General features: G+C 68.0%; 20 protein-coding genes. 14 read left to right on the top strand and 6 right to left on the bottom strand.

The features are described 5' to 3' along the window. Positions 1-14: 14 nt before the first annotated feature. Positions 15-521, top strand: coding sequence for a L,D-transpeptidase family protein (locus tag PIJ50_RS03380; protein WP_271972672.1), 507 nt, complete (start codon positions 15-17; stop codon positions 519-521). A gap of 34 nt (positions 522-555) precedes the next feature. Here the strand turns inward: PIJ50_RS03380 and dalA are convergent, their stop codons facing one another. Next, positions 556-1092 carry a divisome-associated lipoprotein DalA gene (gene dalA, locus PIJ50_RS03375; RefSeq protein WP_271972670.1) on the bottom strand — a complete coding sequence of 179 codons (537 nt, stop codon included), beginning with the start codon at positions 1090-1092 and terminating at the stop codon, positions 556-558. Between the two features lie 160 nt (positions 1093-1252). On the opposite strand from dalA, the gene PIJ50_RS03370 reads away from it, so the two are divergent. Together PIJ50_RS03370 and PIJ50_RS03365 are read left to right on the top strand one after the other, a co-directional pair. Further along, entirely contained in the window at positions 1253-1858 is a 606-nt protein-coding gene (locus tag PIJ50_RS03370) for a L,D-transpeptidase (RefSeq protein ID WP_271972668.1), read from the top strand. Between the two features lie 147 nt (positions 1859-2005). Continuing rightward, positions 2006-2197 (top strand): hypothetical protein, encoded by a 192-nt coding sequence (locus PIJ50_RS03365; RefSeq protein ID WP_271972943.1) that lies wholly within the window; start codon positions 2006-2008, stop codon positions 2195-2197. A gap of 400 nt (positions 2198-2597) precedes the next feature. Here the strand turns inward: PIJ50_RS03365 and hemH are convergent, their stop codons facing one another. Both hemH and PIJ50_RS03355 read right to left on the bottom strand, forming a co-directional pair. Further along, positions 2598-3611, bottom strand: a complete 1014-nt coding sequence (gene hemH / locus PIJ50_RS03360; RefSeq protein WP_271972666.1) for a ferrochelatase — start codon at positions 3609-3611, stop codon at positions 2598-2600. Between the two features lie 49 nt (positions 3612-3660). Next, positions 3661-4443: a methyltransferase domain-containing protein gene (locus PIJ50_RS03355; protein ID WP_271972664.1), complete on the bottom strand. Its 783-nt coding sequence runs from the start codon at positions 4441-4443 to the stop codon at positions 3661-3663. Positions 4444-4467: 24 nt separating this feature from the next. Between PIJ50_RS03355 and PIJ50_RS03350 the strand changes: the two genes are divergently transcribed. From PIJ50_RS03350 to PIJ50_RS03315, 8 genes are all read left to right on the top strand, one after another. Beyond that, a complete protein-coding gene (locus PIJ50_RS03350; protein ID WP_271972662.1) occupies positions 4468-5172 on the top strand; it encodes a ComF family protein in 705 nt (234 codons plus the stop codon). Between the two features lie 29 nt (positions 5173-5201). Next, positions 5202-5453, top strand: coding sequence for a glutaredoxin 3 (grxC, locus tag PIJ50_RS03345; protein ID WP_271972661.1), 252 nt, complete (start codon positions 5202-5204; stop codon positions 5451-5453). A gap of 55 nt (positions 5454-5508) precedes the next feature. Continuing rightward, entirely contained in the window at positions 5509-5901 is a 393-nt protein-coding gene (locus tag PIJ50_RS03340; protein ID WP_442900702.1) for a MarR family winged helix-turn-helix transcriptional regulator, read from the top strand. Next, a complete protein-coding gene (locus PIJ50_RS03335) occupies positions 5891-6607 on the top strand; it encodes an NAD-dependent epimerase/dehydratase family protein (protein WP_271972657.1) in 717 nt (238 codons plus the stop codon). Before PIJ50_RS03340 ends, PIJ50_RS03335 begins: the two co-directional genes overlap by 11 nt. Then, positions 6604-7218, top strand: a complete 615-nt coding sequence (locus PIJ50_RS03330; protein WP_271972656.1) for a sugar transferase — start codon at positions 6604-6606, stop codon at positions 7216-7218. Before PIJ50_RS03335 ends, PIJ50_RS03330 begins: the two co-directional genes overlap by 4 nt. Positions 7219-7299: 81 nt before the next feature. Then, the gene (locus PIJ50_RS03325) at positions 7300-9210 is read left to right on the top strand and encodes a polysaccharide biosynthesis protein (protein WP_271972654.1); all 1911 of its coding nucleotides are present in this window, start codon (positions 7300-7302) and stop codon (positions 9208-9210) included. Between the two features lie 59 nt (positions 9211-9269). Next, the gene (locus PIJ50_RS03320) at positions 9270-10475 is read left to right on the top strand and encodes a capsule assembly Wzi family protein (protein WP_271972653.1); all 1206 of its coding nucleotides are present in this window, start codon (positions 9270-9272) and stop codon (positions 10473-10475) included. A gap of 38 nt (positions 10476-10513) precedes the next feature. Continuing rightward, positions 10514-11347: a YihY/virulence factor BrkB family protein gene (locus tag PIJ50_RS03315; RefSeq protein WP_271972652.1), complete on the top strand. Its 834-nt coding sequence runs from the start codon at positions 10514-10516 to the stop codon at positions 11345-11347. Between the two features lies 1 nt (position 11348). On the opposite strand, the gene PIJ50_RS03310 is transcribed toward PIJ50_RS03315, so the two are convergent. Continuing rightward, positions 11349-15185, bottom strand: coding sequence for a translocation/assembly module TamB domain-containing protein (locus PIJ50_RS03310; RefSeq protein ID WP_271972650.1), 3837 nt, complete (start codon positions 15183-15185; stop codon positions 11349-11351). Further along, a complete protein-coding gene (locus tag PIJ50_RS03305) occupies positions 15185-16981 on the bottom strand; it encodes an autotransporter assembly complex protein TamA (RefSeq protein WP_271972648.1) in 1797 nt (598 codons plus the stop codon). Before PIJ50_RS03305 ends, PIJ50_RS03310 begins: the two co-directional genes overlap by 1 nt. A 131-nt stretch (positions 16982-17112) precedes the next feature. On the opposite strand from PIJ50_RS03305, the gene xylB reads away from it, so the two are divergent. Then, complete coding sequence (xylB, locus tag PIJ50_RS03300; RefSeq protein ID WP_271972646.1) at positions 17113-18546, top strand: xylulokinase; 1434 nt, start codon at positions 17113-17115, stop codon at positions 18544-18546. Positions 18547-18561: 15 nt separating this feature from the next. On the opposite strand, the gene ubiG is transcribed toward xylB, so the two are convergent. Next, positions 18562-19296 (bottom strand): bifunctional 2-polyprenyl-6-hydroxyphenol methylase/3-demethylubiquinol 3-O-methyltransferase UbiG, encoded by a 735-nt coding sequence (ubiG, locus tag PIJ50_RS03295; protein ID WP_271972645.1) that lies wholly within the window; start codon positions 19294-19296, stop codon positions 18562-18564. A gap of 57 nt (positions 19297-19353) precedes the next feature. On the opposite strand from ubiG, the gene pip reads away from it, so the two are divergent. Next, complete coding sequence (gene pip / locus PIJ50_RS03290; RefSeq protein ID WP_271972643.1) at positions 19354-20331, top strand: prolyl aminopeptidase; 978 nt, start codon at positions 19354-19356, stop codon at positions 20329-20331. A gap of 162 nt (positions 20332-20493) precedes the next feature. Further along, complete coding sequence (gene dnaK / locus PIJ50_RS03285; protein ID WP_271972641.1) at positions 20494-22398, top strand: molecular chaperone DnaK; 1905 nt, start codon at positions 20494-20496, stop codon at positions 22396-22398. Positions 22399-22429 lie beyond the last annotated feature (31 nt).

Below are 22429 nucleotides of genomic sequence, written 5' to 3'. Positions count from 1 at the left end.
AATGGCAGAAAAACATGCGGGCAGTGAAAATCCTTGTCGTGCTGGCACTTGTGCTGGGTCTTGCGGCCTGCGGCGCCAACCAGCCGCCGTCGAAATTCAAGAGCTATGACGGGCCGCCGATCACGCGGATCCAGGTCCAGAAGGCCGAACGCAAGATGTACATGATCAGCGGGTCGCAGGTCGTGAAGGTCTACGACATCGCGCTGGGCTTCCAGCCGCAGGGGCACAAGCAGTTCGAAGGCGACGGCAAGACGCCCGAGGGGACCTACCTCATCGACCGCCGCAACCCCAACAGCGCCTTCCACCTGTCGCTGGGCGTGTCCTATCCGAACGCCAACGACCGCATCAACGCGCTGGCCAACGGCAAGCTGCCGGGGGGCGACATCTTCATCCACGGCGATTCGCCGGGGCCCAAGCGGCAACGGGACTGGACGGCCGGCTGCATCGCCGTCACGGACGCCGAGATCGAGGACGTCTATGCCATGATCCGCGAAGGCACCGTGATCCAGATCCTGCCCTGAATGAAAAAGGCCCCGGAACTCCGGGGCCTTTCGCTTATTGCGCCATCGCCATCTGGGGCATGTAGCCGCCGCCACCCGAACCGGTGACGATCGTCCACCACAGCTTGCCCGTCGGCTCCTGGAACCAGGCAAAGCCCAGATCGGTCGCGGCGGGGTTCAGGACGACCTCGCGCGTGCCGACCTGCTTCATCCAGTCGCCCAGCGTCTCGATCTCGGTCTGATAGGTCTCCGCGATGTCCTCGCCCAGCAGGGTGCCGGTGTAGCCCGCGCGCTGCGCCCGAACGAGCGGAGAGGAGCCGTCGGAGCCGAAGTGCCACGGGCGGTTCTGCACCGCCATGTCGCGCGAATGAGTGGCCGCGGCCGCCGTCAGCTGCGCGTTCAGCTGCAGGGGCGCCAGCCCGCGCGCCTGGCGCAGCGAGTTGACCGAATCGAGCATGCGGTAGGTGACCTCGGCCTCCTGTCCCGCCTCCACGCGGTAAAGGCGCGGACTGCCGGCCGTCTGCGTCGGACCGGTGGAGCAGGCGGAGAGGGCGACGACCCCGCAGATCGCAAGGATGGAGAGGTGTTTCATGACTGTCCCGTCGAAGGTTCTGGCGCATTACATAGCGAACGACAGGGGGCGGGGCAAACGCAACTCTGCGTGACAGCCCCTTCGTGATTTGCCCAAGGGCATGCGCGGCGCTATGCTGCGCGCTGCACCGTTCCCACCCGGGTTCAATGAGGAGTTTGAGATGAGCGACGTGAAACTGAACCGCCGCGCGCTTCTGGGGGCCGCCGCCGCGATGGGCGCGGGCACCCTTGCGCTGCCGGCTTTGGCCCAGCAGGCGGGCACCATGGCCAATTCCACGCAGATGGAACCGTCGGCCACCACGCGCTCGAACATCTCCAGCTTCCGGATGCTGGACTGGCGCAAGCATTTCGACAACACCCGCAACGGCGCGATTCTGGTCGACCTGACGTCGCGCGCTCTGCATTTCTGGTCGGAAGACCAGACGGTCTACAAACTTTATCCCTGCTCCATCCCCCTGTCCGAGGATCTGACCCGCCGCGGCAAGACCCAGGTGGTGGAGATGCGCGAGAACCCGTCCTGGCGCCCGACCCCCGCCATGCGCGAGCGGAACCCCGAATGGCCCGAGGTCGTTCAGGGGGGTGCGCCCGACAACCCCTTGGGTGTGCGCGCTCTTTACCTGTCTTGGCAGTATTACCGGATCCACGGCACGCACGACACCCGCAAGATCGGCCGCGCGTCGTCGAACGGTTGCGTCGGGCTCTACAACGAGCATATCGTTGAGCTGTACAGCCTGTCGAAAGTCGGCACGCAGGTGTTGCTAATTTGACAACACACCCGAGTCTTTGCGGGAACCAGAACCTCCCGATTGCATTCACGTTCCCGAGATGCTTATGCATTTCATTACGAGGAACAGTCTTGGATGCAAAACGTCGCCTCTGAAACAAAAGACGTTGAGCAGTATCTGGAGGTCATTATGAAGAAAATCGCACTCGCCGCCGCTCTCTCGGTTGCAGCTTCGTCCGCTTTCGCTGGCGGCATGGCAGAGCCGGTCATGGAGCCGGTGATGGCTCCGGCCGTCGTCGAAGAAAACACGTCGTCGTCCTCGGCTGGCGTCGTTGTTCCGCTGCTGCTGCTGCTGGTTGTGGCTGCTGCCGCTGCTTCCTAATTCTTTAGGAAACGACATAGGGAAAGGCGGTGGAGCGATCCACCGCCTTTTCCTTTTGTCCCGTTCGGGTCAGGTCCAAGCCTGCGGCGGTTCCGAAGCATCTGTCCAAGAGGGCACGTGGCTGCGCTGCACATCCCTCCCGTCCCTTTCCCTTCCACGCAGCCTTCCATCGACCGGTGAATGATCTGCGCCAGCGCGGATGTGGTTGGGCAGGCGTGTCGCCATGCCTTCCACCCACAAGCAGCCTTGCAGCGGTTCGCGAATAATCCGCGCCAGCGCAGTCGTGTGGCTGGGCCACTCCTGTGGCCCTGTTTTGCGCCTGCATTTAGCCTTGCCGCTGCTCACGGACGATCCGCGACAACGCGGTCATGTTTAGGGGCCAGTCCAGTCGCCGGCCTTCCTACACCCAGCCTTTCAGTTGTTCGCGGATGATCTGCCCCAGCGCGGACATGTGGCTGGGCCGGTCGTTCAGGCAGGGGATGTAAGTGAAGGTCTCGCCGCCCGCGTGCAGGAAGGCTTCCTGGATCTCGCCCTGGATCTCCTCCAGCGTCTCGATGCAGTCGGCCGAGAAGGCGGGGGCGATCACGGCGATGTGGCGTTTGCCCTGCCGGGCCAGTTCGGCCACATGCTCTACCGTATAGGGCTTCAGCCATTCCTCGGGGCCGAAGACCGACTGGAAGGTGGTCTGGATCATGCCCTTGTCCCAGCCCAGCGCCTCGCGTAGCAGGCGCGTCGTCTTCTGGCACTGGCAGTGGTAGGGGTCGCCCTGCATCAGGTAGCGCTTGGGCATCCCGTGATAGGAGGCCAGAAGCACCTCCGGCTTCGATTCGAGCTTGTCCCAGGCCTCCTGCACCGACTCCGCCAGCGAGGCGACATAGGCGGGGTGTTCGAAATATTCGGGCAGGGTGCGGACCGCGGGCGCGCGGAACATCTTCGTCACCGCGGCAAAGAAGGCGTCGTTCGCGGTCGCGGTCGTGGCCCCGGCGTATTGGGGATAGAGCGGCACGAACAGGATCCGGTCGCAGCCCGCCTCCACCATCGCGCGGACCTTTGATTCGGTCGACGGGTTGCCGTAGCGCATGCAGAAATCGACCATCACCTCGGGCAGTTCGGCCGCCAGCGCCGCGGTCTGCGCCTTGGTGATCGTCATCAGGGGGCTTTCGCCCTTGTCGTGGTTCCAGATCGACTTGTAGTTCGCGCCCGAGGTGAAGGGCCGCTTGGCCAGGATCACCGTCTGCAGAAGCGGCTGCCACTTCCAGCGGGGATAGTCGATGACCCGGCGGTCCGACAGGAACTCCGACAGGTAGCGGCGCATGTTCCAGTAGTCGTAGCCGTCGGGCGTGCCAAGATTGGCAAGAAGCACTCCGACGCGGCGGGGCTTGAGGGGCGGATGATTCGGGGGCAGGGGGGACATGCGCGGCTCCAATCTGGCTGAGGTGGAGATACGCGCCTGAGCGGGGGCGTCAATGCTTGGGAAGGATGTCCGCCAGACGGTGGGTGGCCGATCCGGGCCGCAGGGGCTGGGGCTGGCTTTCATGCGGCGCCCAGCCGGTCAGCCACACGATCTCGAACGTGGCAGGGATGCGGCCTTCAGGGTCGGCGAAGGCGGACTGGTAACGGGCGGCGGCCTCCAGCAGCACCGCGCGGCGGGTGAAATGCCGCGGACGCTCGGCCAGGGCCGAGGTTTCGCCCATGGCCCGCAGATCGCCCATCAGGTGCAGCGCGTCGCGGTAGCGAACGGTCAGGGTGTCGGAATCGGCCACGGGCAGGGCCAGTCCGGCGCGCTGGATCAGCCCGCCCAGATCACGGATCTCTCCCATCGGAACGACGCGGGGGGACAGGCCCCCGGTGACCGCAGCCTCCGCCTCGGCCAGAACGGCCCGCAATTCGTGCAGGGTCTGGCCGCCAAGGGTCGCGCACAGGAACAGCCCGTCGGGGCGCAGGGCGCGGCGGGCCTGCACGATCTGCCCGACCGGATCGTCCGCCCAGTGCAGGCACAGGGCGTGGATCACGAGGTCTTGCGATTCGGGCGCCAGATCCAGCACCTCGCCATCCGGAACCGTTCGGAAGCCGGGCCACAGGTCGGGAAAGGGGGTCACGACAACCGCGTCGGTAAAGGTTCTGTTAACCTCCATCAGTCTTTCCTGCACTTCTGCCACCACCGCCTCGTGCAGGAACAGCGCGTCCCGCGTGGCGCGGGCGCGGTGAAGGGCAAGGGCGTGGCGGTCGGTCAGTTGCGGCGTCATACGCAAAGATGTGAGGGGGCGGCCATGGGAATGCAAGCGGCGGTGCGGTTGTTCTATCCGCCGACCTGTTTGTGCTGCAACGAGGTGATCGGCTCGGACGGGCTGTGCGGCGCCTGCTGGCGCGACACGCCCTTCATCTCCGGCCCTGTCTGCGACCGCTGCGGCGCCCCCGCGATGGGGGAGGAGGCGGGCGACTGCGACGATTGCCGCACCCTGCAGCCGCCATGGACGCAGGGCCGCGCCGCCCTGACCTATGGCGAGAACGCCCGCCGCATGATCCTGGCGCTGAAGCATGGCGACCGGCAGGATCTGGCCCGCCCCGCCGGGCGCTGGATGGCGCGGGCGGCTGAACCCATCCTGACGGCCGGCATGATCGTGGCGCCGGTGCCCCTGCACTGGCTGCGCCTTCTGCGCCGCCGCTACAACCAGTCGGCGCTCTTGTCCCGGGCGCTGGCGCGGTCGGCGGGGCTGGCCCATGTGCCCGATCTTCTGCTGCGCACGCGCCACACCGGCACGCAGGACGGCCATGACCGGCAGGGCCGGTTCGAGAACATGACCGGCGCCCTGCGCGTCCGCCGCCCTGCGCAGGTGGAGGGGCGCCACATCCTTCTGGTGGACGACGTGATGACCACGGGCGCGACCCTTGCCGCCGCGGCCGAGGCCTGTCTGGACGCGGGTGCCAGCGACGTGTCGGTGGCGGTGCTGGCGCGGGTGGACAAAAGATCCTAGATACGAAGGGAAAGCGAAGGAGCGTTCCCATGAAAACGGTCGAAATCTACACCACGCCCACCTGCCCCTATTGCCACGCGGCCAAGGCGCTTCTGGCGCGCAAGGGCGTGGCCTTCACCGAGATCGACGTCAGCCGCGATCCGGACCTGCGCGCAAAGATGACCGAACGCGCCGGGCGGCGCACGGTGCCGCAGATCTTCGTGGGCGATGTCCATGTCGGTGGGTCGGACGATCTGCACGCCCTGGACGCGCGGGGCGGTCTGGACCCGCTTCTGGCCTGAGCCCGTGACCGACCGCATCGACGACATCGCCGTCGCCCTGTTTGGCGAGCTGTTCATGGCCGATCAGCTTGCCCGCACCCGCATCTCCAAGGTGCTGCCGAAGGGAATGGAGCTGTCGCATTTCGGTGTGCTGAACCATCTGGCGCGTATTGGGGAAGAACGGACCCCCGCCCAGCTGGCCAAGTCCTTCCGCGTCACGCGTGGGGCGATGACCAACACGCTGGCCAAGCTGGAATGGGCGGGCCATGTCCACATCCGACCGGACTGGGACGACGCGCGGCGGAAGTTCGTCGCCATCTCCCCCGCCGGCCGTCAGGCGCGCGACGCGGCGCTGAGCGCGATTGTCCCGGCCGTGGGCGACGTGGTCCGCGCCTTGGGCCCCGAGAAGATCCGGGCCGTCCTTCCTGTTCTGCGCGAGATGCGCACCCGGTTCGAGCATGTCGAGTGACCTGATCGTCACCGGAGCGACCGGACGCTTGGCCCGCCTTCTGCGCCCGCACTGGCCCGACGCGATCTGGCTGGCGCGGGGTAAGGCTTGGCCCGAAGGGCGCGGCGGCACGATCCTGAACCTTGCGGGCGTCACCAATCCTACCGGTCCGCTGGAGGACAACGTGACCACGGCCGCCGCCGCCATCGCGGAAGGGGCACGGCGGGGGGCGCGGGTGTTCCTCATGTCTTCGGCCGCCGTTTACGGGGCGGGGGATCAGGATTTTGCCGAGGATGCACCCATGGCCCCCGTGAATGCCTACGGGCACGCCAAGGCACGGATGGAGGCCCTGCCGGGTGGGGCCGTGATCCTGCGTCTTGGAAACGTCGCCGGCGCCGACGCCCTTTTGGGCCGCGCGAGGGGAGAGGTCGTGCTGGATCCCGTGGGACCGGCGGGGCCTGTCCGATCCTATATCGGGCCCGCCACGCTGGCAGGGGTGTTGGCGCATCTGTTCGGTACCGCCGATCTGCCGCGCATCCTGAACATCGCCGAACCGCCCCCGGTCAGCATGGGCGCGCTTCTGGACGCCGCCCGTCTGCCCTGGCGGTTCGGGCCGGCGCGCGACGGCGCCATACCGCGCGTCGGCCTCGACACGCGCCGCCTGCAGGCGATCTGCCCGCTGCCCCCCGCCGATCCGGTCCGCATGGTGGCGGAGTGGCGGGGATGACCCGGCGCAAACGTCTGTTCGATCTTGCGCTGGTCCTGATGCTGGTGGCGGTGCTGGCGGTGCCTTTCGGGATTCTGTGCCTGGCGCTGCTGGTGCTGGAAGGGCGGCCGCTGTTCTATGTGGCGGAACGGATGAAGGCCCCCGGCCAGCCCTTCGCCCTGTGGAAGCTGCGCACCATGCGCCCCGCCGGGCCGGGAGAGGCCGGGGTGTCCGGCGGCGACAAGGCCGATCGCATTTCCCCCCTCGGCCAGATCCTGCGCAAGACCCGCGCGGACGAAATCCCGCAGCTCTGGAACGTGCTGCGCGGCGACATGAGCTTTGTGGGCCCCCGCCCGCCCCTGCGCCAGTATGTGGAACGGTTCCCGAACCTTTACGCGCAGGTGCTGCGCAGCCGTCCGGGCATCACCGGTCTCGCCTCCCTCTACATCCACCGGTTCGAGGAGCGGATCCTGTCGGCCTGCACTACGCCCGAGGAAACGGATGCGGTCTATTGCCGCCGGTCCATCCCGCGCAAGGCCCGGCTGGACCTGATCTACCAGCGCCACGCAGGGCTGCGGCTGGACATGGCGCTGATGGCGGCGACCTTGCAGCGCGTGCTGCGGCGGGGGTGACCCTACGGAATTAACTTATAATTAACCCGGCGTTAACCTCCGTGTCGCAATTGTTGCGGCGAAGCCCGGAGGCCGCCGCGAATGTCCGCCCTGCGTGAATACGCCTTTCGCCTTGTCGAGGCGATGAACCGTCCGCAGAAACAGGCGGTCCTTCTGGGCGTGGATGCGGCGCTGGCACCCTTAGCCCTGTTGGCAGCGCTGGCACTGGTCCATGACGGCCACGTCCCGCCCGCCGCGCAGGCGGTGCTGCCGGTCGTTCTTCCAGCCGTGGCCGTTCTGGCCGCCGTCCTGTCGATGCTGACGCGCTTGCACCGCATCCAGCTGAAGGCCATCGAAACGCAGGGCGTGACGGTGGTGAGCGGCACAGCGGCCCTGCTGTCGATGGCCTCCTTCTTGGGGCTGATCGTGCAGGGCAAGCCGCTGGGCCCGACGGTGGCGATCCTTCTGGGCATCCTATGGTTCCTCATGTCCGTTGGCACCCGGTTCGCGATGCTGGCGCTGCTGCGGCGGGTGCTGCGGCAGGGTCGGCCCCAGAACCGGGTGCTGATCTATGGCGCGGGCACCACGGGCGTGCAGCTGGCGGCCGCCCTGCGCCCGCACCCTACGATTGTGCCGGTGGGGTTCGTAGACGACAACGCCGCACTTCAGGGCCTCTCGATCTCGGGTCTTCGCGTTGTGGCGCCGGACCGAATCGGCACGCTGGCGCGCCGCCGCAATGTCAGCCGCGTGCTTCTGGCCATGCCCTCGGCATCGCCCGCGCGGCAGGTGCAACTGGCCCGGCGGCTGGAGGATCAGGGCCTGAAGGTCATGACCCTGCCCTCCTTTGCCCAGCTGGTGGGGGAGGAGGCGCTGGTCGACCATCTGGCCCCCGTCACCCCGGGCCGTTTCCTGAACCGCCCGATCGTGGATCCCATCCGTCCCGAAGGCGCCGCCACCTACACCGACCGCGTCGTTCTGGTGTCAGGGGCCGGCGGCTCCATCGGGTCGGAACTGTGCCGCCAGCTTCTGACCGCACGCCCCCGCCGCCTTGTTCTGTTCGAGGTGTCGGAATACGCCCTTTACGCCATCGACCGCGACCTGCGCGACGTCGCCCGCGACCTGAAGGTGGAGATCGTGCCCGTTCTGGGCACCGTCACCGACACGCGCCTGACGCAGATGGTGATGCGCCGCTACGGGGTGGAGGTCGTGTTCCACGCCGCCGCCTACAAGCACGTGCCGCTGGTGGAGGCGAACCCGCTGGCCGGCCTTGCCAACAACGTGCTGGGGACCCGCAGCTTTGCCGAGGCCGCGCGCAATGCGGGGGTGGAGCGGTTCATCCTCATCTCCACCGACAAGGCGGTGCGGCCCACCAGCGTGATGGGCGCGTCCAAGCGCCTGGCCGAGATGGTGGTGCAGGATCTGGCGGCGCGCTCGGCGGGGACCGTGTTCTCCATGGTGCGGTTCGGCAACGTGCTCGGCTCCTCCGGTTCGGTCATTCCGCTGTTCCGCGACCAGATCGCCCGCGGCGGCCCCGTGACCCTGACGCATCCCGATGTCACGCGCTTCTTCATGACCATCACCGAGGCCGCGCGTCTGGTGATGCTGGCCGGCGCCTTTTCGGGGCAGGATTGCGGGGGCGAGGTGTTCGTTCTGGACATGGGCGAGCCGGTCCGCATCGGCGAGCTGGCCCGCCAGATGATCGAGGCGGCCGGCTGCACCCTGCGCGACGCCGACACCCCGGACGGCGACATCGAGATCGTGGTGACCGGCCTGCGCCCCGGCGAAAAGCTGCACGAGGAACTGCTGCTGGGCAACGGGCTGCTGGCCACGCCCCACCCCAAGATCCTGCGCGCCCGCGAATCCTGCCTGTCCGAGGCGGAGATGGCGCTGGCCCTGCGCAGCCTGCGCAACCTGCTGGCCGCCGGGGACGAGGCGGCGGTGCTGCCGCTTCTGGCCCGCTGGGTCGAAGGATTCCGGCCGGAGGACGAGGTTCCCCTGGCCAGCACGGCCTAGACATTTTCCCGGCCGGCCTGTCAGGTCGGCCGCAACCAACAACAAGACGGACGGTGACAATGCGTGCGAAACAGACTCTGGCTTTGGCAGGGGCGCTCTGCGTCATGGCTCCGGCGGCGTTCGCGCAGGACCGCTGGACCGTGTTCGCGGGCGGCTCCACGAACCCGATTCTGGGCCAGCGCCAGAGCTTGGGCTTTGCGGATCATGCCGCGGGGGGCGTGTCCTATGCCCGCAAGACGGATCGCCTGTCCCTTGACCTGACCTTGTCGGCCGAGGATGACGGCGAAGGGCTGCGGCTGGACCACAGTTTCGCCGAAGCGCGGGTGGGCGAATTCGCGTTCGGCGTGGGCGCGGTGGACCGTCAATGGTCGCCGTCGCGCTTTAACTCCCTGATCCTGTCGGACAACGCGCGGCCCTTCGCTTCGGCCTATATCCGCAAGGACGGCTTTTCGCGCTTTGACACGCCGCTTCTGTCCTGGCTGGGACCGTGGAGCGGGGAGGTCTTTCTGGGCCGGACCGAGGCCGAGGGGGAGGAGGACGTGAACCTTCTGGGCATGCGGTTCCAGCTGCAGCCCACCCCGGGGCTGGAGATCGATCTGGTGCGCGTGGCGCAATACGGCGCAGGCTCCTCGTCACTGTCCGACGCCCTGGGCGGCGGCTCGAACGAGGGGGCGGGGTCGGACGCGAACCAGCTGGCCGGTCTGGGCCTGTCCTATGCCTTGCCTGACAGCGTGGCCCCCCTCCGCCTGTATGTCCAAGCGATCGGAGAGGACGAGGCCGGGGGCCTGCCCTCCTGCTTCATGTATCTGGGCGGGATCGAGGGGAAGGGTCAGGTCTGGGGCGTGCCGACCACCGTCACGCTGGAAGGCGCCACGACCGAGATTTCGGACACCGAGAACGGCAATTGCGGGCCGGGCACGGCCTATACCAACGGGTCCTATCCGGCCGGCTACACCCACCACGGCGACGTCATGGGGCTGCCCTTGGACACGGATGGGCGCATGGTGCAGCTGCAGGTCGAACACGCGCTGCCGCAGGTGGCCGTGCACTGGTCCGTGGGCTGGCACGACATCAACGTCACGGGGCGGGACGATCACCGCCTGTCCTCCACCGCCGTGGACGGGGCCGTGGCGCGGGTGGGGGCCACGAAATCCTGGAACGGCCTCAGCGTGACAGGCGACGTGCTCTACCAGTCCTACGATCTGGACCGCGCCGACGCCGACCGTGGCCTGGGCGTCGCACTGCGCGTCGCACGCACGTTCTGAGCGTTGCCCGCAGGCGGCCCCGGCCCTAAGCAGGTGGGATGACACATTGGCATTCCACCTGGCGCTGGCTTCTGCGCCTTCAGAAACGGATCGAGGTCGCGGATCTCTTCATGATCTCGGCCGGGATGTCGTTCTATGGCCTTCTGTCGATCTTTCCGGCGGTGGCCATGGTCATCGCGATCTGGGGCTTTGCCGCCGATCCCACGGTCATCCGCGGGCAACTGGCCGCGACGCAGGATTTCCTGCCCACGGACGCCTTCCGCCTGATCTCGGAACAGGTGGAAACGCTGCTGGCGGCCAATTCCCGCGATCTGGGCTGGGCCACCTTCGTGTCGGTCATGCTGGCGCTGTGGTCGTCGCGGGCGGGGGTGTCGGCGCTCATCTCGGGCATCAACTCCGTCCACCACCTGCCGCAGCGGGGCGGGGTGATGCACACGGTCCGCTCGCTGATCCTCACCTGCACGCTGGTGGGGATCGTGCTGGCGGCGATGACGCTGGCGGTGGTGGTGCCCGTCATCATCCGGTATCTGCCGCTGGGCCCGGTGGCGGGGCTGCTTCTGGAATACCTGAACTTCGGTCTGGGGCTGGCGCTGGTCGTGTTCGGAATCGCGCTGGTCTATCGCCTTGGCCCCAACCGGCCGAAGGGCGAACGGCGCCCGATCTTCACGCCCGGCCTCGTGACGGCCGTGGTCCTGTGGGCGCTGGTGTCGCGCGGGTTCGTCTTCTACCTGTCGAACTTCCACAGCTACAACCAGGTCTACGGGTCCATCGGGGCGGTGATCGCCCTTCTGATGTGGATGTACCTGTCGGGCTTTGCGATCCTGCTGGGGGCGGCGGTCGATGCCGATCGCGCCGCCCTTCGCCGGCTGTGACTCAGTAGTCGCGTTCCCAGAACAGGCCGATGCCGGTGCTGCCTTCGCCGGTGCCGGTCGATCCGCGCACCGTCAGGCTTTTCGACACGTCGAGGTTCAGGCTGATCTCGCTTTGCCCCTGCGCGTCCACCTCCACCTGCGTGTAGGCCTTGTCCGAGATGTACTTGCCCGCCCGCACGGAGGCGCTGCCCGTGTCGTTGGTGGTCACGTCCAGATCGTCCAGCCCGAAGTTCTTGCGCAGGTTGCCCACGATCCCTTCGCCGCCACGTCCCGCCAGCGTCGCCACCGCGTTGGCCAGCTGCGCCGCCTGCAGCGGAGAGATGGAGGAGATGTCACGCCCGAACAGCAGCTGGGCCAGCACCTCCTCTTGCGGCAGTTCGGGGTTGGAGGTGAAGGTCACCTCCGGATCGTTCGCCGCACCCGTGATGTTGACGAAGCTGGTCACGCCGTTGTTCTCGCTCGATGCGGTGACCTGCAGGATCGGGACAAAGTTGCCTTCCAGCGACAGCGTCGCCTCGGTCAGGTTCAGGCGGCGGCCAAGGATGTCCAGACGTCCGCGCACCAGTTCGAACGCGCCCACGGGGACGATGTTCGACGTGGTGCCGGTCAGCCGCAACTCTCCGCCCAGTTCGGCGTCAAGGCCGCGGCCGCGGATGAAGATCTGGTTCGGGGCGGCGATGGTCAGGTCCAGACCCAGCCCGGGGCCGCTGGCGCCCGAGCCTTCATCCTCCGGCTCGTCCAGACCGGCGCGGGCGCGGGTGGTGCGGACGGAGGCCGGTTCGTTCACGTGCTGAAGCCCCGGCAGGGTGCCGTCCGATCCGAAGCCGCCCGACGGCACCTGAACCTCCGTCTCCTCCAGCGCAATGCGGCCGGTGATGCGGCCGTTGCCGGCCAGCGGGCCGACCAGACGCACCTGCCCCCCCGCGATGGTGCGGAACAGCGACGGGTCGCTGAAGACGGCCCGGCTCAGGTTCACGGTCAGATCGGCGGTGTAGGGGTCGGCCAGACCGATCGTGCCATTGGCGGTGATGCGGCCCCCTTCCTCGGGCGCGGCCGAGGCGTCGATGCGCGCCGTGCTGCCGTTTAGGTTGACGGTGGCGTTGATCGCGTTCAGCGCGATGTTCGTGCTAGGATCGACCAGTTGCAGGCCGTCCGCCCGCACCGTGCCAGTGACCGATTCCAGCGCCAGCGGGCCGTTCACGCGCAGGTCGAAGCGGACCGGGCCGTTCACGCTGCGGGGCGACAGGAACACGTTGGCCAGCGCCGCCTGCGCCGATCCGGTCAGGGACAGGTTGGCGCTGCCGAAGCCGGCGGCCACGCTGCCATTGGCGCGGGCGTCGATGCCGCCCGGCCCCTGCGCCGACAGGTTCAGGTCATAGCCGGCCGCGCGCTGCGCCACCGTGCCCGACACCGACACCGGCCCGGGGAACTGGGGCACCAGCAGGCCAAGATTGGCCAGCCGTGCCGTCAGGTCCAGCTGCTGCCCGCCCTCGATCGGGGTGCCGGTCGCGTTCAGCGTCACCTGCGGGTTCTGCACGTTGGCCCGGTCGATCACCACGCGCCCGTTCACCAGCGTCGCCGCGGCCGAGATGGTGGAGTCCCCGCGCAGAAGCTGGTTCGCCTGATCCTGCGCGACGCGGATGTTGCGCGCCGTGCCGTCCACCGTCACCTGCCCGTTCTGCGGGGTGCCGGTGAAGGCTAGCGTGGTGTCGACCGCGCCGCCATATTGCCCGCCGATCACGGACAGGTCCGACAGGTTCAGCCGCGCCGTCACGTCGCTGCCGGCCTGTGCCACGCGCCCTTCGGCGGTCAGGGTCATGGCGTTGCCGTTGACGGCGGCCTCGCGGATCACGGCCGCGCCGTTTTCCAGCGCCGCGTCCAGACGGATGGTCGATGCGCCGCGCAGCAGCCCGTCCGCCTCGGCGATGCCGGTGCGGATGTCGGTGCCGTCGGCGGTCAGCCGCAGGTCGCCTTGGGTCGTGGTGCCGGTGAAGGCCATCTGCGCCGTGGCGCGGCCCCCGTATTGCGGGCCAAGGACGCCAAGGTCGCGGGCCTCCACATTCGCGGTCAGGTCGCTGCCGGTGCTGGAGATCAGGCCCTCTGCCGTGGCCGACAGGTCCTGCGCGTTCACCTCAAGCTCCCGTATGCGGGTGCCGGCGGTGTCGCGCAAGGCCGACAGATGCAGGGTGGATTGGCCGGCCAAGAGGCCGTCGACCTGCGGGATGCCCACCGTCAAATCCGTGCCCGCGATGTCGGCCACGGCATCGAAGCCGCCTTCCAGCACGGTGTAGCGGCCCTGCACGGTCGCGTCGGCCGCGCCCGACAGGGGGCGACCGGCGATGGTGGCGAAGCGGGTCAGGTCGCCCAGTTGCGCCTTGGCGTCCCCGGTGACCGTCATGCCGGTGGACAGGCCCTGGATCACGGCGTTCGCCTGCAACCCGTAATCGGCCCCGTCCAGCGTCAGGGACGGGATCTGAAGCCCATCCTCACCCTGCGCCCATTCGATCTGGGCGGCGCCCGTCACCTGCGGGCCGAGGGCCGCGTTCAGGCCGGGATCGGCGGCCACAAGGCCGGTGGCGGCCAGATCCAGATCCGCCGTCACCTGCTTCAGGTTGCCGCCCGTGATGCGGCCCGTGCCCGTCAGCGCCAGCGTGTCGGCATCAAAATCGGCGCGGTCCAGCCCGGCGATACGGATGTCGCCGCGCCAATCCTCGGACTGGCTGGCGTCGAACTGCACGTCCAGATCGGCCGACTGCACCCGCGTTTCCTGTTCGGTCGTCAGGGGCAGCAGCACCGGATCGCCATCGGGCGCGGCGATGCGGCCTTTCAAATTGACGCGGGTGGGCAGGCCGTCGGCCCCCACCGTCACCGCGCCGTTCAGTTGCAGCTGCTGCGCCACCAGCGACAGGGAAGGGATGTCCAGAACGCCGCCGTCCCGCGTGCCCTGCACCTGCAGGGCCAGATTGTCGCCAAAGAACTCGGCATAATCAGGCAGGAACAGCGGGGCCGCGTTGCCCGACAGGTTCGCGCCAAAGCCCATCGGGCCGGTGGAGGGGGCCTGGATCGTGACCTGCCCCGCCAGACGCGGCTGCGCGTCCGTGGCCAGGGTGATCTGGGCCGTGAAATCGTCAATGGGGGCGGTGCCGTTTACCGTCAGGTCGACGGAGGGGGCGCCGGGCAGGCCCAGCTTGCGCGTCACGAGGCCGTTGGCATCCTCGTGCAGGGTCAGGTCGGTGACCAGCTGCCGGCTTTCGTTGGCAAAGCTCGCGTTCAGCCGCAGGTTCAGCGCGGGGCCGTCGTCGATGCGGCGGGCGTCCAAGGTCACGCCGCCTTCGCCGCCGCCCAGCACCAGCACGCCGTTCAGCGCGGCCACCACCGGTTCGCCCAGCAGGGGCGCGCCCAGTTCCAGGCGGTCCGTCGCGATGCGGCCGATGTTGATCGACACCGGCAGGTCGGGAAGGGAGAAGGGCGACGCCTCGGGCGAGGGGGCGGCCTCCAGACCTTCTGGCGCCACGGGGGCGCGGGCCACGATGATGTCGCCCGCCGTCAGCTCCGACACCTCCACCCGGCCGCGCAGCAGGGCGGACCGGTTCCAGTCCAGCACCACGTCCCGCAGGGTCAGCCAGACGCCTTCGTCATCGGCGATGGTCAGCTCGTCCAGCGTGGCGCGCGACGACAGCGCCCCCTCGAACCCGACGATGTTCACCTGCCGCCCGGACGAGGACAGGTTGTCCTCGATGATGCCTTCCAGCCAGCCGCGGTCGGCCTCGCCGCCTTGATCCTGCGCCAGCGCGGTGCAGGGCAGGACGGCAACGAAGAGGATGAATAGCTTGCGCATCAGAATGCCTGCCCTATGCCCACGTAGATCTGCACGCCTTCGCCCGTGCCGCCCGACACGGGCGAGGCCACGTCAAAGCGGATCGGCCCCACGCCGGTGTTGTAGCGGATGCCCAGACCCGCGCCGGACTGTTCGTCCATGTTGGTGAAGTCGTTGGCGCCCACCTGGCCCGCGTCGAAGAAGCCCACCACGCCGATGTTCTTCGTCACCATCACCCGCGCCTCCACCGAGGCGGCGAGGAAGGCCGCGCCCCCGATCTTGTAGTCGTCGTCCCCGTCGATCGGATAGACGCCCAGCGACTGGTAGGGCTGGCCCCGCACGGTGCCGCCGCCGCCCGAATAGAAGAGATAGTCGCGCGGCGTGTTCAGAAGGTCTGTGCCGAAGACCTGGCCCGCCTGCACGCGGCCCGCGAAGGTCACCTTGCGCGGGGTGCCAAGGCTGTAATAGCCCCGTGCGTCCACGGTGGCGCGGAAGCCCGAATCGGCGTCGCCCGCGCCCGCGAAGGGTTCGGCGTTGGCATTGGCATAGAAGCCCTCGGTCGCGTCCAGGTCGTTGTCGCGCGAATCCCAGATGACGCCCAGTGGCAGGGCCAGCGTCTTGAAGGTGTATTCGCCCAGATCGTCCTTCACGTCTGACTGGCGGTAGGTGATGCCAAGGCTGGTCGACAGCTGGTCCGTGACGATCCGGTTGAAGGACAGGCCCAGGTTGAAGCCGTCCGAGGTGAAGTCCTCTTCGTCCTCGTGGAAGATCTCGGCGTTGACGCCGGCGGTGGTGTCGGCGTCGGGCGTGGCAGGCCGTGTCAGCGTGACGCCCAGCGAGTAGTCCATGCCGGAATTCTGGGAGCCGATGTTTTCCACGGCCGCGTCCACGCGCAGGTTCTCCCCCCCGCCCAGAAGGTTGCGGTGCATCCAGTAGCTGGTGAGCGAGGCGCCCTCGGAGGAGGAGATCTCGGCCCCGATGCTGTAGCGGCGGGGCAGCTGTTCCACCACCGTGGTCGTGATGGGCAGAAGGTCGGGATATTGCACGTTGCCTTCCGTCATGGTGACGGAGGTGAAGATGCCGGTGCGGCGCAGGCGGTTGGCGGCGGTGTCCAGATCCTCGGGGGAATAAACCTCTCCCTCGGGCAGGCCTGCAATCTTTTCGATCCGCCGGGGGCTCATCCGCTTCTGGCCCTGCACAGTCATGGGGCCGAAGCGCAGGCGGGGGCCGGGGTTCACGCTCAACTCGGCCGACAGGGTGTCGCGGCGGTGGTCGGCGATGATGCGTTCCTGCGCGATGTCGGCCTTGGCGTGGCCCGCTTCGCGCCAGCCTTCCACGCCCGCTTGGGCGGCGTCGGCGATCAGGCCCGATTCGGCCACTTCGCCCGCGCGGAAGCCGTCGGGGAATTCGGTGCCTTCCACATAGGGCGTCACCACGGCACGCGAGAACCGGAATTCCGGGCCCGGATCGACCAGGATGCGAATCTCGCGGATGCGGTTGGCCGGGGGGGCGTTCAGCGGGGCGATGTTCGCCGCCTCGCGCCCGTCGATGGTGATGTTGATGACGGGGGAATAGCGGCCCACGGCATACATCGCCCCGATCAGGCGGCCGTAATCGGCCTGCGCCGCGCCAAACAGCTCGTCCGCGCGGTCAGGGTCCTCGGCCACCTCGGCGGTCAGGGACGCGTTGCGCAGCGTCTCCGTCAGATCCCTGTCATTGCCGGCCACCTGGAACACGACCCGGTCCAGCGCCTGCGCGCCCCCGGTGGCCGTAAGTCCCAAGGCGGCGGCCAGCGTCAGCGCGCGAATTCCTGCCACGATCGTCCCCGTTCTTCTTTGCTGTGCGTAACTATTGCAGCTTGGCGCCAAGTCGACAACGACGCAGAGCCGGGATTGGCAAGAACCGCGCCAATCGTGATAAGGGTCCGGCAAACGGGACGGGGATTGTCATGTATATCGGTCTGGATCTGGGCACTTCGGGCATCAAGGGGGTGCTGATCGACGACAACCAGCGCGTCGTGGCGGAAGCCACCGCGCCGCTGACCGTGCAGCGCCCGCAGGCCGGCTGGTCCGAACAGGACCCCGCCGCCTGGATCGCCGCGGCCGAGGCGGTGCTGACCGCGCTGGGGTCGGAAGACCTGTCGGGCGTGCGCGGCATCGGCCTGTCGGGCCAGCAGCATGGCGCCGTGACGCTGGACGCGGCCGACCGCGTGCTGCGCCCCGCGATCCTGTGGAACGACACCCGCGCCCATGCCGAGGCCGCGGCGCTGGACGCCGATCCCCGCTTCCGCGCCATCAGCGGCAACATCGTGTTCCCCGGCTTCACCGCGCCCAAGCTGGTGTGGATGGCGCGGCACGAACCCGAATTGCGGGCAAAGGTCGACAAGGTCCTTCTGCCCAAGGACTATCTGCGCCTGTGGCTGACGGGCGAGCATGTGGGCGACATGTCGGATTCGGCCGGCACATCCTGGCTGGACACGGGCGCGCGCGACTGGTCGGACGCGCTTCTGGGCGCGACGGATCTGGGGCGCGAACACATGCCGCGCCTGGTGGAGGGGTCCGAAGCCTCGGGCACGCTGCGGGCCGAACTTGCGGGGCGCTTCGGCCTGCCGTCGGGCGTGGTCGTGGCGGGCGGCGGCGGGGACAACGCCGCCTCGGCCGTGGGGGTGGGCGTGGTGCGTGCGGGGGAGGCGTTCGTGTCGCTGGGAACCTCGGGCGTGCTGTTCGCGGCGACCGAAGGCTATGCGCCCGATCCCGCGACGGCGGTGCACACCTTCTGCCACGCGCTGCCGAATGCGTGGCACCAGATGGGGGTGATCCTGTCGGCCACGGATTCGCTTAACTGGTATGCCGGCATGGTGGGGCAGGGCGCCGCAGCCCTTGCGCAGGAACTGGGCCCGCTGGAAGCGCCCGGCCGGCCCCTGTTCCTGCCCTATCTGGGCGGGGAACGGACGCCCCTGAACGACGCGGGCATCCGGGGCGCCCTTCTGGGGTTGGAGCATGCGACGGACCGCGCCGCCGGCACCCGCGCGGTGCTGGAGGGCGTGACCTTCGCCCTGCGCGACTGCCGCGACGCGCTGGGCGCCACCGGCACGCGGCTGGAGACGCTCTTGGCCGTGGGCGGCGGCACGCGGTCGGACTACTGGCTGTCGGCCATTGCAACCGCGCTGGACGTGCCGGTCAGCCTGCCCGCGGCGGGCGATTTCGGCGGGGCCTTCGGGGCGGCGCGCTTGGCGCTGATGGCGGCCACAGGCGCGGGCACTGACGTGCTGACCCTGCCGCCCGTGGCACGGGAATTCACGCCGGTGGCCGCGCTAAAGGACGCCTTCGACGAAGGCCATGCCCGCTACCGCACGGCGCAGGCGGCGATCCGGGGGCTGTGAGGCCCCCGGCAGGGATCAGCGGCGGACGCTGGCCGTGACGTAGTTCACCGACAGGTCGCGGGGCGACAGGCTCCACGACCAGCCCACGGGGTTGAAGACCATGCCCTTGCGGTCCACCGGGTCCAGCCCCGCGCCGCGCAGAAGGGCGTAAAGCTCGTCCGGGGTGATGAACTTCTTCCAGTCATGCGTGCCCTTCGGAAGCCAGCGCATGACCCATTCGGCCCCCACGATGGCCATGGCGAAGCTTTTCGCGTTCCGGTTCAGGGTGGAGCAGATCATCAGCCCGCCCGGCCGCAGCAGATCGTGACAGGCGCGCAGATAGGCGGCCGGATCGGCCACATGCTCCACCACCTCCATGTTCAGAACGACGTCGAACTGTTCGCCCGCCTCGGCCATCGCCTCGGCCGTGGTGTGGCGATAATCGATGGACAGGCCCGACTGTTCGGCGTGCAGCTGCGCCACGGGGATGTTGCGCGGGGCGGCGTCGGCGCCCACCACCGTGGCCCCCAGCCGCGCCATCGGTTCGGACAAAAGACCGCCACCGCACCCGATGTCGAGGATGCGGAGCCCTTCAAAGGGAAGGGCGGCGGTCAGGTCGCGGTCGAACTCCATCGCGATCTGGCCGGTGATGTAGTCCAGACGGCAGGGGTTCATCTGGTGCAGCGGCTTGAACTTGCCGTTCACGTCCCACCATTCGGCGGCCATCGCTTCGAACTTCGCGACCTCGGCGGCGTCGATCGTGGTGGTCATCGCAAACTCCTGCTTTTTGGCGCGACAGCGCGGGGCTTCCCGCTATATAGGCCGGTGATGGATCACAGATCAGGCCAAAAACGCGCAGGCGGCACCCTTTATCCGCCGATCGAGCCGTTCGATCAGCGGATGATGGAGGTTGGCGACGGCCACCAGATCTATGTGGAGCAGTCGGGCCACCTGGAAGGCGTGCCGGTTCTGGTCCTGCATGGCGGCCCGGGGGGCGGCTGTTCGCCCACCATGCGGCGCTTCTTCGACCCCTCCCATTACCGCGTGGTGATGTTCGACCAGCGCGGCTGCGGCCGGTCCCGCCCCACCGCCGAGGTGGAGGCCAACACCACCTGGCACCTGATCGCCGACATCGAACGCCTTCGCGACCGGCTGGGGATCGAGCGGTTTATCCTGTTCGGCGGAAGCTGGGGCGCCACGCTGGCGCTGATCTATGCCATCACCCATCCCGAGCGGGTGCGCGCACTGGCGCTGCGCGGCGTGTTCCTCGGCTCGCAGGCCGAACTCGAGTGGTTCTATGGCGGGGGCGCCGCGCGCTTCTTCCCCGAGATGTGGGAGCGGTTCGTCGCCCCCATCCCCGAGGCGGAGCGCGGGGACCTGATCGCGGCCTATCACCGCCGCCTGTTTTCCGGCGACCGGGCCGAGGAAGCGCGGATGGGCCGGCTGTGGGCCAACTGGGAAAACGCGTTGGCGTCGGTCCAGTATGACGGGGTGCCCGGAGAGGCGCCCTCCGATTACGCCCGCACCTTCGCCCGGCTGGAGAACCACTATTTCACCCATCGCTGCTTTCTGGACGGCGACGAATGGATCCTGCGCAACCGCCGCATGATCGAACATCTGCCCGCCGTCATCGTGCAGGGGCGGCTGGACATGATCTGCCCGCCCGTGTCGGCCCGGCGGCTGGCGGCGGGATGGGGCGGGGCGGACCTGCACATGGTTCCGATGGCGGGCCACGCGCTGTCGGAACCCGGCATCAGCCAGGCGCTGGTGGAGGCGATGGACGGGTTTCGAACGAATTTCCCCTGACTTCACACGGGCGTGACGCTTGCAGCCCCAAAACGCCCTCCTTATATACCGAACCGTAGCCGGATGGGGCGTCCGCCCCGGTCGGCCGCATCTGGGATCGGGGCCAGGGGCCGTGTACGGACCTGGACCTCATAATATCGCCGCAAGTAGAGGTGCATGAATATGGCCAAAGTCATCGGGATCGACCTTGGGACGACCAACAGCTGCGTCGCCATCATGGACGGCGCGCAACCCCGCGTGATCGAGAACTCCGAAGGGGCGCGCACGACGCCCTCCATCGTCGGTTTCACGGACAGCGAACGCCTTGTGGGCCAGCCCGCCAAGCGCCAGGCCGTGACCAACCCCTCCAACACCGTCTTCGCCGTGAAGCGCCTGATCGGCCGTCGCACGACGGACGCCGAGGTGACCAAGGACAAGAAGCTGGTTCCCTATTCCATCGTGGATGGCGGCAACGGCGACGCTTGGGTTGAAGTGCGCGGCGATAAGTACTCGCCCTCGCAGATCTCGGCCTTCATCCTGCAGAAGATGAAGGAAACCGCGGAATCCTATCTGGGCGAATCCGTCACGCAGGCCGTCATCACGGTGCCCGCGTATTTCAACGACGCTCAGCGTCAGGCCACCAAGGACGCGGGCAAGATCGCCGGCCTTGAAGTGCTGCGCATCATCAACGAGCCGACCGCGGCCGCACTGGCCTACGGTCTGGACAAGAAGGACACGAAGACCATCGCCGTCTACGACCTTGGCGGCGGCACCTTCGACATCACGATCCTTGAGATCGACGACGGCCTGTTCGAAGTGAAATCGACCAACGGGGACACGTTCCTTGGCGGCGAGGACTTCGACATGCGGATCGTCCAGTATCTGGCTGACGAGTTCAAGAAAGAGCATGGCGTCGACCTGACCGCCGACAAGATGGCCCTTCAGCGTCTGAAGGAAGCCGCCGAGAAGGCCAAGATCGAGCTGTCCTCCAGCCAGCAGACCGAGATCAACCAGCCGTTCATCTCCATGGACCGCAACACCGGCACGCCGCTGCACATGGTCATGAAGCTGACCCGTGCGAAGCTGGAAAGCCTTGTGAACGACCTGATCAAGAACTCGATCAAGCCGTGCCAGGCCGCGCTGAAGGATGCCGGCCTGTCGGTTTCGGACATCGACGAGGTGGTTCTGGTCGGCGGGATGACCCGCATGCCCAAGGTCATCGAGGAAGTGACGAAGTTCTTCGGGAAAGAGCCCCACAAGGGCGTGAACCCCGATGAGGTCGTGGCCCTTGGCGCCGCCATTCAGGCCGGCGTGCTGCAAGGCGACGTGAAGGACGTGGTCCTGCTGGACGTGACCCCGCTGAGCCTCGGCATCGAGACGCTGGGCGGTGTCTTTACCCGCCTGATCGACCGCAACACCACGATCCCGACGAAGAAGTCGCAGGTGTTCTCCACGGCGGAAGACAACCAGAACGCGGTCACCATCCGGGTCTTCCAGGGTGAGCGCGAGATGGCGGCCGACAACAAGATGCTCGGCCAGTTCAACCTCGAGGACATTCCGCCGGCCCCGCGCGGCATGCCGCAGATCGAGGTGACCTTCGACATCGACGCCAACGGCATCGTCTCCGTGTCCGCCAAGGACAAGGGCACCGGCAAGTCGCAGAACATCACGATCCAGGCGTCGGGCGGTCTGTCGGACGAGGACATCGAGAAGATGGTCAAGGACGCCGAAGCCAACGCCGAGGGCGACAAGGCCCGTCGCGAGCTGGTCGAGGTGAAGAACCAGGGCGAAAGCCTTGTCCATTCGACCAAGAAGTCCATTGCGGATCACGGCGACAAGGTGGACCCGTCCACCGTGGAGGCGATCGAGTTCGCGATCACGGCGCTGGAAGACGCGCTGGCCACGAACGACGCCGGCAAGATCAAGGGCGCGATCCAGAACCTGACCGAGGCGTCCATGCGTCTGGGTGAGGCCATCTACAAGGCCCAGGCGGCCGAGGAAGGTGGCGAGGACGCGCCTCGTGCGGCCGACGATGAAGGCATCGTCGACGCCGACTTCGAGGACCTTGGCGAAAACAAGCGCAAATGATCCTCCGGGATCGGATGTAAGGGAGGGGCGG

It is taken from the genome of Falsirhodobacter sp. 20TX0035 (genome assembly GCF_028307215.1).
Lineage (GTDB): Bacteria > Pseudomonadota > Alphaproteobacteria > Rhodobacterales > Rhodobacteraceae > Falsirhodobacter.
The sequence above is the reverse complement of the archived record's forward strand: the minus strand, read 5'-3'. Positions and strand labels throughout refer to the sequence as shown.

Coding starts and splice junctions, on each gene's coding strand:
- PIJ50_RS03350 (WP_271972662.1), top strand. CDS start 4,468: ATGGGAATGCAAGCGGCGGTGCGGTTGTTCTATCCGCCGACCTGTTTG.
- pip (WP_271972643.1), top strand. CDS start 19,354: ATGGATCACAGATCAGGCCAAAAACGCGCAGGCGGCACCCTTTATCCG.
- PIJ50_RS03340 (WP_442900702.1), top strand. CDS start 5,509: ATGGCCGATCAGCTTGCCCGCACCCGCATCTCCAAGGTGCTGCCGAAG.
- PIJ50_RS03315 (WP_271972652.1), top strand. CDS start 10,514: ATGACACATTGGCATTCCACCTGGCGCTGGCTTCTGCGCCTTCAGAAA.
- PIJ50_RS03365 (WP_271972943.1), top strand. CDS start 2,006: ATGAAGAAAATCGCACTCGCCGCCGCTCTCTCGGTTGCAGCTTCGTCC.
- xylB (WP_271972646.1), top strand. CDS start 17,113: ATGTATATCGGTCTGGATCTGGGCACTTCGGGCATCAAGGGGGTGCTG.
- dnaK (WP_271972641.1), top strand. CDS start 20,494: ATGGCCAAAGTCATCGGGATCGACCTTGGGACGACCAACAGCTGCGTC.
- PIJ50_RS03310 (WP_271972650.1), bottom strand. CDS start 15,185: ATGCGCAAGCTATTCATCCTCTTCGTTGCCGTCCTGCCCTGCACCGCG.
- hemH (WP_271972666.1), bottom strand. CDS start 3,611: ATGTCCCCCCTGCCCCCGAATCATCCGCCCCTCAAGCCCCGCCGCGTC.
- grxC (WP_271972661.1), top strand. CDS start 5,202: ATGAAAACGGTCGAAATCTACACCACGCCCACCTGCCCCTATTGCCAC.
- PIJ50_RS03380 (WP_271972672.1), top strand. CDS start 15: ATGCGGGCAGTGAAAATCCTTGTCGTGCTGGCACTTGTGCTGGGTCTT.
- PIJ50_RS03330 (WP_271972656.1), top strand. CDS start 6,604: ATGACCCGGCGCAAACGTCTGTTCGATCTTGCGCTGGTCCTGATGCTG.
- PIJ50_RS03325 (WP_271972654.1), top strand. CDS start 7,300: ATGTCCGCCCTGCGTGAATACGCCTTTCGCCTTGTCGAGGCGATGAAC.
- ubiG (WP_271972645.1), bottom strand. CDS start 19,296: ATGACCACCACGATCGACGCCGCCGAGGTCGCGAAGTTCGAAGCGATG.
- PIJ50_RS03370 (WP_271972668.1), top strand. CDS start 1,253: ATGAGCGACGTGAAACTGAACCGCCGCGCGCTTCTGGGGGCCGCCGCC.
- dalA (WP_271972670.1), bottom strand. CDS start 1,092: ATGAAACACCTCTCCATCCTTGCGATCTGCGGGGTCGTCGCCCTCTCC.
- PIJ50_RS03320 (WP_271972653.1), top strand. CDS start 9,270: ATGCGTGCGAAACAGACTCTGGCTTTGGCAGGGGCGCTCTGCGTCATG.
- PIJ50_RS03355 (WP_271972664.1), bottom strand. CDS start 4,443: ATGACGCCGCAACTGACCGACCGCCACGCCCTTGCCCTTCACCGCGCC.
- PIJ50_RS03335 (WP_271972657.1), top strand. CDS start 5,891: ATGTCGAGTGACCTGATCGTCACCGGAGCGACCGGACGCTTGGCCCGC.